This is a genomic window from Saccharospirillum sp. (assembly GCF_040881935.1).
Classification (GTDB): Bacteria; Pseudomonadota; Gammaproteobacteria; order Pseudomonadales; family Natronospirillaceae; genus Saccharospirillum.
Genome location: NZ_JBBECH010000001.1, coordinates 1 through 9,156 on the forward strand (window position 1 = coordinate 1; position 9,156 = coordinate 9,156).

Sequence of the window (9,156 nt, forward strand, 5' to 3'; positions counted from 1 at the left end):
ATGGATGCTGCGGTCCAGGCCCCAGGGATGGGTTTACGCCGACCCTCGATAGCCCTACCTGGTGGCCGGTGCGGGCGGCTGGCAACATAGCCAACCGCGAACTCCGAAGCTTGAGTTGGTCACACTTTAAGAACACAGGACATCCGTTATGAACATTCTGATCATTGGCAATGGCGGCCGCGAGCACGCGCTGGCCTGGAAGGCCCGGCAAAGCCCACTGGTAGAGACAGTCTATGTCGCACCTGGCAATGCCGGTACCGCGCGTGAGGAAGGTATTGAAAACGTCGCCATAGAGGCACTGGACCTTGAAGGCCTGGCCGACTTCGCCGCAAGCCATAAGGTGGGTTTGACCATCGTTGGTCCCGAAGCACCCCTGGTTGCTGGCGTGGTAGATCTGTTCGAACAGCGCGGACTGCCCATTTTTGGCCCCACCCAGTCGGCGGCTCAGTTGGAAGGCTCCAAGGCGTTCACCAAAGACTTCCTGCAACGCCATGCTATTCCGACTGCCTGGTATCAGGTGTTCACCGATGCGGCCGAGGCCCGGGCCTTTGTACAACAAAAAGGCGCGCCCATCGTGGTTAAAGCCGATGGGCTGGCTGCTGGCAAAGGCGTGATTGTCGCGCAGACCGAAGCCGAAGCCATCGCCGCCATCGACGATATGCTGTCAGGCAATTCCTTTGGCGACGCCGGCTCCCGGGTCGTCGTTGAGCAGTGTCTGACTGGCGAGGAAGCCAGCTTCATTGTCATGGTCGACGGCGAAACCGTGGTGCCCTTTGCCTCCTCTCAGGATCACAAGGCCCGCGACAATGCCGATACTGGCCCGAATACCGGGGGAATGGGTGCTTACTCACCAGCACCTGTGGTTACCGAGACGCTGCATCAACGCATTATGGATGAGGTCATTACCCCCACTGTGCGCGGCATGCTGGCTGAAGGTAACCGCTACCGGGGTTTCCTCTACGCGGGCATCATGGTCGCGGAAGATGGCACCCCCAATGTTCTGGAATACAACTGCCGGTTCGGCGACCCGGAAACTCAACCCATCATGATGCGCCTGCAATCGGATCTGGTTGAACTGTGCCTGGCAGCGGTACAGGGAAACCTCGAAGGTCAGCAAACGCAGTGGGATCCGCGACCGGCGCTGGGCGTGGTAGTGGCCGCAGGCGGTTATCCGGGCAGTTACCGCTCTGGCGATGTGATCACCGGGCTTGATATGGATCTGGGCCAGGATGCCAAAGTCTTTCAGGCCGGAACGGCACTGAACGACCTCGGCGAGACCGTGACCCGGGGCGGGCGGGTGCTGTGCGCCACCGCGCTGGGGCAGAGCGTCAGCGACGCCCAACAACGTGCGTACGACGCCATTCACACCCTTCATTTCGACGACTGTTACTACCGCACCGACATCGGTCACCGGGCCATCAACCGCTCCTAGGAGTCTGTCGGACTTAGAATGAATCGGCTGCGCGCGCCCTGACTTGGGGCCAGTGGCCGTCGGCGTTATACTGCGCCCACGCGGGCGTTACCATTGGGTAACCGCCCAGGGATGTTCGGTGCTGGAGCTCCGCCTTGTGAAAATCAATCGACTGATCCAACGCGCCAACCCCGTCAGGCGGCTGTTATTACTAATATCATTGCCACTAGCCAGCCTGGCCTTGGCCGATGAACCCATCATGCTCAACCAGAGCACACTGGACATCAACATCCTTGAGCATTCGGATTACCTGATTGATGCTAACAACCAATATTCAGTCTACCAGTTGCAGCAGGAAGGGCTGGCCAATCAATTCACACCCCTGCACAACCCGCTCCTGCGCAGCGGCTTGTTCGATGGCGCCTACTGGATACGGGTACCGGTTAACAACCCCGGCGGGCAAACCGAGAACTATTCCTTTTTTGTTGAAAGCCACTCCAATCATCTGATCGAAATTCACTACCCCACCATCAACCCGACCGCCTTTACCAGCTTCAACGACAGCGCTGCGGCCCTGACGTTCAGCAGCATCCGTTCCGGTGCGAGCGTGCCGCTAAACAGTCGTCCTGAACCACTGGGCACCTATGTCCTACCGGTTCCCATTCAGCCGGGCAATCAGTACCTGTACATCAAACTGCAGTCAGACGACCCACTGAACACACTCATTTCTGTCGTGGATGAGCGTACCCTCACGCTCAGGGTCGCTCGTAGCCTCAGCACCCACTCGGCGCTGTTCGCCGTGCAGTGGGTATTGGTCCTAATGGCCCTGGTGGCCTGGATCAAGTTGCGATCAGCAACAATGGCCTGGGCACTGCTACTCAATCTGGGCTTTATCGCCATCAATGCGGGCTGGAGTGGCCTGGCCTCATTTCTTGTCCCCAGTCAGGGGTACCTGGACATCCACGCGCGCAATATCGGTGGAGTGACGGTGTTATTGAGTATGCTGGGCTTGCTGGCCGAGGTTCGCAAGGACGACTACCCGGGCTGGCTGAGGGAAACCCTGACTTGGATGCTGCGCCTGATGGCCGTGCTGGCAGTAGCAACCTTACTGCCGCTGTCACGCACCATCAGCCCACTGTTACTGACGCTGATCCCTCTACTACTGCTGGGCTTTATCGCACTGTGGCTGTTCCATCGTGATGCCAAGGCTGGCTATGAAGGCTGGCTGCTGGCGGGCATAGGCAACGTTCTGATCATTTTCATCGTGATCATGACCGCCAGTCTCGGGCTGATTCAGAGCATTGCCCTGAATGCCTTTGCCCTGCACAGCCTGGCGATAACAGCCACGCTTATTTTCGGCTGGGCGGCTTTTGGTGTGGCTCGTAAAAGTAACTCCCGACTTGCCGTCGACGGACTCGACCTGCCCAATCTGCACTGGCCCTTGCTGCGCAAGCTGAACCACGAAATGCGTGGCCCGATCAACGGCGTACTCGGCATGACCGAGCTGCTGCAGGACACCAGCCTGTCAGCGCACCAACAGGAGTACGTTAACACCGTACAGGCCGCCGGGTTTTCACTGCTGCGTCAGGCCGACCAGCTACAGAACCTGGTGCGTATCGGTCTGAATCGTCTGCCGGAAGGCGAAGATGAATTCGATCTGTACGACCTGCTGGAAGACGCCATTCAACCTTATTCACGCCTCGCCCATGCCAAGCAACTCGAACTGGTGATGGACGTTGACCCGGAATTACCGACCCGCTATCGCGGCAACGCCCAGATCATCGCCCAGGTTCTGAGCAATTTGCTCGACAATGCGCTGAACTATACCGACAACGGCGAAGTCCTGATCCAGGTCAAGCCCTGGCATCACCACCGCATCCGGTTCAGCGTAACGGACACCGGGCCAGGCTTGCCAAAAGAGTTGAAAAACAGCCTCTTCGACTTTCCAGCCGTGCGCGCGGAAGACCAACTGGCGCCCCGGGATATGCACCTGGGCCTGCCCATCACTCGCATTCTGGTTGGTTTGCTGGGTGGGCAAATAACCTTTAGCAGCGAGCTGCGTATGGGCACGACGTTCTGGATCGACGTGCCGCTGGCAGAGATAAGCGCCACCACCGAGGTCGATGACTACTCGATACAGGATCTGGATCAAATGCGCCTGATGGTCGTCGACGACAATCTCACCTGCCGCAAGGTCATCGAACATCTGGGCATGAGCTGGGGCATGGATGTATTCAGCATGAGCAACGGTCAGTCAGCCCTGGCCAACCTGCACAACGAATACCACAAGGGAACGCCGATTGATGTGTTGGTGCTCGATCAGAACATGCCCAGCATGACCGGCATCGAACTGGCTGAACGCATTCGGGCCGACAGCGGCCTGAACAAGGACATCATCATCATCATGTTGACCGGGGTTGATGTCGGTCATGTCGATCTGGACGAAAGCCGGCTTAATATTCAGTATCTATTGACCAAACCGGTATCTGGCCGGGCTCTGAAACAAACTCTGATGCAGGCCATGCCTGATATTCAGGCCAACCGGGATCGTATCCATGCCAAGAAATCTCTCTTTTTCTGACCGTCTGGTAGCCCAGCTGGACAACACGCTGAAAACGCTAACGCCCGGGGCTATTCAGGCACGCCAGCCACTACCGGGGGGAGACCAGCAGGCCCCAGCCCTGACCACCGACCAGACGCAACACATAGCGGGATTGATGCGCATCAACCATACCGGAGAGGTCTGTGCTCAGGGTTTGTATCAGGGGCAGGCACTCACAGCCAAGCTGGTGCAGGTGCGGGAAGACATGGAACAAGCCGCCGAGGAAGAGCTAGACCATCTAGCCTGGTGCGAACAACGATTGATAGAACTGAACAGTCGCACCAGTTACCTGAACCCGGTGTTTTACGGCCTTTCCTACGTTATGGGTGCGGCGGCGGGCATTGCTGGCGACGCCTGGTCACTTGGGTTTGTAGCCGCTACGGAAGATCAGGTCAGTACGCATCTGCGCGATCATCTGCGCCAGATTGACCAGCAAGACCCACGCTCAACAGCCATCCTTGAGCGCATGCTGACCGACGAGGAACGCCATGCCGAGCACGCCCTCGCAGCCGGCGGGCGGGATTTTCCACCCCTGGTCAAACAAGCCATGACGGGAATCTCGAAAGTAATGACGAAAACCGTTTACCGGATTTAACGCGCTTCTTACCAGTTTTAACGCACTTCCGGGGTCACCCGAAAAACCTCTTCCGGCGTGGTAATACCAGTCGCCACCTTGCGAGCACCGGATAAACGCAGACTGAGCATGCCCTGTTTGATGGCGTGCTTGCGAAACTGTTGCGGATCGCAATCATCCGTTACCAGCGCCGCCAGTTCACCGCTCATCAGGAAGCTTTCGTACAACCCTGAACGACCGAGATAACCGGTATTGCGACATTCCAGACAGCCCACCGGCTGATAAAACGCAGCTGGCTTTGGTGCCGACCAGGGCTTGACCAGTTGCTGCCAGATCTCGTCACTCGCGTCCGTGGTAGTCTTGCAATGCGGGCACAGGGTTCTCACCAGGCGTTGCGCCATGGCACCCAGTACGGTGGCTTTGATCAGGTAGCTGGGGACTCCCAGATCAAGCAGGCGCGTAATGGCGGTGGGTGCGTCATTGGTGTGTACGGTCGAGAGTACCAAGTGACCGGTCAGCGCAGCTTGCACGGCCATCTGGGCCGTTTCCAGGTCGCGAATCTCACCAATCATGATAATGTCCGGATCCTGACGCATCAGGGCGCGAATGCCATCAGCAAAACTGAGATCGATGTTCTGCTGAATCTGCATCTGATTAAAGGCTGGTTCCACCATTTCAATTGGGTCTTCAATGGTGCAGACATTCACTTCCGGAGTCGCCAGTGTGCGCAGTGTTGAATACAGCGTGGTGGTTTTACCCGAGCCGGTGGGGCCCGTCACCAGAATGATGCCGTTCGGGTTGCGGATCATCTGCTTCCAGTTGTTGAGATCTTCATCTTGCAGACCGAGCGCAGAGAAACCCTTTAGCAGCACTTCCGGATCAAAAATCCGCATCACCAGTTTTTCACCGAAGGCGGTTGGCAAGGTCGACAACCGCAGCTCAACTTCCTGGCCTTCCGGCGTCTTGGTTTTGACCCGTCCATCCTGTGGCTTGCGCTTTTCCGCGACGTTCATCCGGCCGAGTATTTTAATGCGGCTGACCACCGCCTGCCCCACCTGTATCGGCATCTGATACACCGCATGCAGAATACCGTCGATGCGAAACCGGATATGGGCGTAATCCCGGCGCGGTTCAACATGAATATCACTGGCTCGCTGGTCAAACGCGTACTGGAATAACCAATCGACAATATTAACGATGTGTTCATCGTTGGCCTCGACATTTTGCAGATTGCCGAGTTCGACCAATTGTTCAAAATTTCCCAGCCCAGCCGCTGACTTGCGGCCGACAGCTCCGGATACAGAGCGGTTCAGGGCATAAAATTCGAGTGAAAACCGATCGATATCTTCCGGGCTTGCCACCACCTTGCGTATGGTACGCCGGGACACCTGCTCGATAGCCTCTTCCCATCCGGTCAGCAGAGGCTCGCTGGTGGCGATCTCCACCACCTCGTCTTCAATCACCAGCGGCAACAAATTGTAGCGACGCGCGAATTCATAAGACATCACATCGGTGATGCGCGTAACGTCGATTTTGAGCGGGTCAATATTTCGATAGGGCAACTCAAGGTGCTCGGCGAGCCAATGGGTCAGAGCATTGAGACTGAGTTTTTTGGTGGGGTTTGCCTGATCAGTCAGTTCGAGCATGGCCAGGCGTTGTAACGGGTGCTCCTTGCCCGGACGCACCTTGCGGCGCGCCCGGTCAGTTTGCTCGACACTCAGACGGCCATCGCCCTGTAGCGCTCGCAACACGCTGTCTATTTCAAGCCGACCCGGCAACAAGGAGACAGCGGCCAAGGTTACACCTCCAACACGGCATCCCGGGATTCAAACAGACGTCCGGCCAGCTGCTTGATATCCCGCAGCAAGACGGGTTGGCTGCGTGTCCAGCTATAGACCGAGGCTTGTTGTTCCAGTGGCAGATCGTTCAACCACTCATGCAGTCGGCTGACTACATCCATTGCGGACAGTTTCGAGAGGTTGTCTTCAAGCGCCTGAAGTTCAGCCTGGTAGTGATCCAGATCTTCACTGTAGAGGGTATTGAAGTACTGGCACAGCATCAACAGCCGGTGTACGGCCGGGTACTGAGCCAGAGCATGACTGGTGCTGCCAGCGAACTGATCCGGGTTAAACGCCTGCCAGGCGGTAGACAGGGAGCGATCCAGTCCGTCACTTACGGCGACTTCAGACGCTCGTTTGTGATCGTCGGACTGATCTTCCCGCCAGCTGCGCAAATGCAGCCATTGCGTCATCGACATCAGGGTATGACCGAAATCCGCATTGGACGCCAGATCTTCAATACCCTGCAAAGCCCGAATCGCCTTCGCCTGCTGCAAACTGACCGCGATGTTTTCCGGCTCGCTGCGTGCATCCTGACTGAGCGCGAAGCACGCTGGCCACCAGGACACCAAAGGCCTAATTGCGCCCTCCAGCCAGCCGACCCAGGCTTTAACCTGAAGACGGTGCCGGGTGGGCAGAATATCACTGAACCATTCGAACTCGGTCTGCATATTACCCAGCGTTACCAGCATGGCCTGCACCTGAGACCACTGCTGCGTCCTCCAGAACGAATCCCACTGCCGTTGCAGACGTTCAAGCTCATAGCCGAACAGAGCACAGAAAGCGCTCTCCATACTCTGTTGGGCGACGATGGCGGGTAATGGCAGGTTCATCGGGGCCGAAGAATTCAGCAAACGGTAACCTCGTTCCGCCTTGGAAATGTCAGACGGCACCAGAGGGATACTCCGGGTCAGCTCCTGGGCCAGCGACAGCAAGGCGGTCAACCCACCCGATTTAAGTTCAAGTTCCACTTCACTGATTGCCTGACGTTCATCACCCGCCGATACCTGGCCTTCATCCAGCACCACTTCAATTTCAGCTCCCTGATGCTGCACCAGCCAGCGGTGCCGGTTAAACCCTGTGGTGAATAGCGGCACCAGCTGGTTTGCCGTTACTTCGCCCGGCAACACGCCGGCGGGGAATTCCGACAGTTCGAGTTGACCGTCGGGCCGTTCCACTTCCCATTCATCCCGCTGATGCAAGCCGCCAATATTGGAACCCCGGGTTTTCAGCGTCTGTACACAGTGACCCTCCTGAAAACGCAGACGCAGCGCCGTGCCAGCCTGTGTCAGATGTTGTTCAGGCGTATCGTAATACTGATTTTCGAGCGTGCAGGACTGGGATGGCAGAGAGGACAACACCGGATGTGACCTGAAGGCTTCGACCGCCGTGGGACGAATACTGAGCTTCAATTCGATTTCCTGACCCATGAGACTACCCGTTTTGCTGATGCTTATAGTTGTGATTCAGCCGGTTTGATAACCACCCAGCTTAGATGGCAATAAAGCGGCCCGGCTGGCAACCATCATCCTGATGGACGATGTATTCTTTGTGTCAGTTTACCTTGCCGGGCCGGGGTGTACAGTCAGGAATAGGCGATTTTCATCACACTTTACGGTCCATACGGGCCGATTGGTCATATTTACAGCATAACTGTTCATTGTTTGAACAATTAGGTGTTAACTGCTGGGGCCAGGGCCATTGCTCATGTTGCGCGAATAGAAAATTTCCTGCATTTCCCGCCAGAGTCGCTCGGTGATGCTGGTCAGTTCAGCCTCGGAATAGGCATCAACACCACTGCCAAACAAGTAATTCTCAATATTGAATTCTTTCAGCAGCATCTTGGTATGAAAGATATTCTCCTGATAAATATTCACATCGATCATTTCATAGGCTTGCTTGGTGTCTTCCGCCAGATAGTTCTGGATCGAATTGATCTGGTGATCGATGTAATGCTTGCGTCCGTCCACATCCCGGGTAAAGCCCCGAACCCGGTAATCCGTCGTCACAATGTCACTGTCAAAAGAGTGAATCAAAAAATTTAACGCCTTCAGCGGTGAAATAACCCCACAGGTACTGACATCAATATCAGCCCGAAAAGTCGAAATGCCGTTATCCGGGTGGCTTTCCGGATAGGTATGGACGGTAATATGGCTTTTATCCAGATGCCCGACTACCGAATTGGGCATAGGACCCGGCGTGGCGATGGAAAAGTCCTCACTGCCGTCAACCGGATACTCTGAAATCAGAATCGTGACGCTGGCACCATGCGGCTCATAATCCTGACGCGCGACGTTCAGGATATTGGCGCCAATAATGTCGGTTACCTGAGTCAGAATCTCGGTTAGCCGATCCGCGTTGTACATTTCATCAATATAGGCAATGTACTCGTTCTGCTGCTGCTCGGTTTTCGCATAGTTAATGTCGTAAATGTTAAAACTGAGCGATTTGGTCAGGTTATTAAACCCGTGTAAGCGCAACTCGTCATTCATTTGCATTAGAACCTCTTACAGGCCGGCAATTTCAAGGGACTGAACAGTCAAACCATTTGTCCCACGGGGCACAGCACAGCCGGGCTGTACTTGAGCGGGCCGTATTATGCGGATCACACCCTGATGAGCCCAGCTTTTTTTGGTGAATTTTCTACGGCTTTCGTTGCCGCACCCCGGTGGCAACCGTCACTCTAACCCGTGCCAGGAGTCCGTGCCGACCGCCGGGTAGGCCTGTCCGG

At 56.2% G+C, this 9,156-nt stretch carries 6 protein-coding genes; 3 read left to right on the forward strand and 3 right to left on the reverse strand.

The window, feature by feature from the left end; genetic code table 11:
* Window positions 1–148: 148 nt before the first annotated feature.
* From purD to coq7, 3 genes are all read left to right on the forward strand, one after another.
* Window positions 149–1,432, forward strand: coding sequence for a phosphoribosylamine--glycine ligase (gene purD / locus WEB54_RS00005; protein WP_368052591.1), 1,284 nt, complete (start codon window positions 149–151; stop codon window positions 1,430–1,432).
* A gap of 136 nt (window positions 1,433–1,568) precedes the next feature.
* Window positions 1,569–3,992 (forward strand): ATP-binding protein, encoded by a 2,424-nt coding sequence (locus tag WEB54_RS00010; protein WP_368052592.1) that lies wholly within the window; start codon window positions 1,569–1,571, stop codon window positions 3,990–3,992.
* Complete coding sequence (coq7, locus tag WEB54_RS00015) at window positions 3,967–4,608, forward strand: 2-polyprenyl-3-methyl-6-methoxy-1,4-benzoquinone monooxygenase (protein ID WP_368052593.1); 642 nt, start codon at window positions 3,967–3,969, stop codon at window positions 4,606–4,608. Before WEB54_RS00010 ends, coq7 begins: the two co-directional genes overlap by 26 nt.
* Before the next feature lie 17 nt (window positions 4,609–4,625).
* Here the strand turns inward: coq7 and WEB54_RS00020 are convergent, their stop codons facing one another.
* The 3 genes from WEB54_RS00020 to speD all read right to left on the reverse strand — a co-directional run bounded on the left by WEB54_RS00020 (window position 4,626) and on the right by speD (window position 8,917).
* Window positions 4,626–6,383: a GspE/PulE family protein gene (locus WEB54_RS00020; protein WP_368052594.1), complete on the reverse strand. Its 1,758-nt coding sequence runs from the start codon at window positions 6,381–6,383 to the stop codon at window positions 4,626–4,628.
* A 2-nt stretch (window positions 6,384–6,385) separates the two neighbouring features.
* A complete protein-coding gene (locus WEB54_RS00025; RefSeq protein ID WP_368052595.1) occupies window positions 6,386–7,855 on the reverse strand; it encodes an inorganic triphosphatase in 1,470 nt (489 codons plus the stop codon).
* A 249-nt stretch (window positions 7,856–8,104) separates the two neighbouring features.
* Window positions 8,105–8,917, reverse strand: coding sequence for an adenosylmethionine decarboxylase (speD, locus tag WEB54_RS00030; RefSeq protein WP_368052596.1), 813 nt, complete (start codon window positions 8,915–8,917; stop codon window positions 8,105–8,107).
* Between the last annotated feature and the right edge of the window lie 239 nt (window positions 8,918–9,156).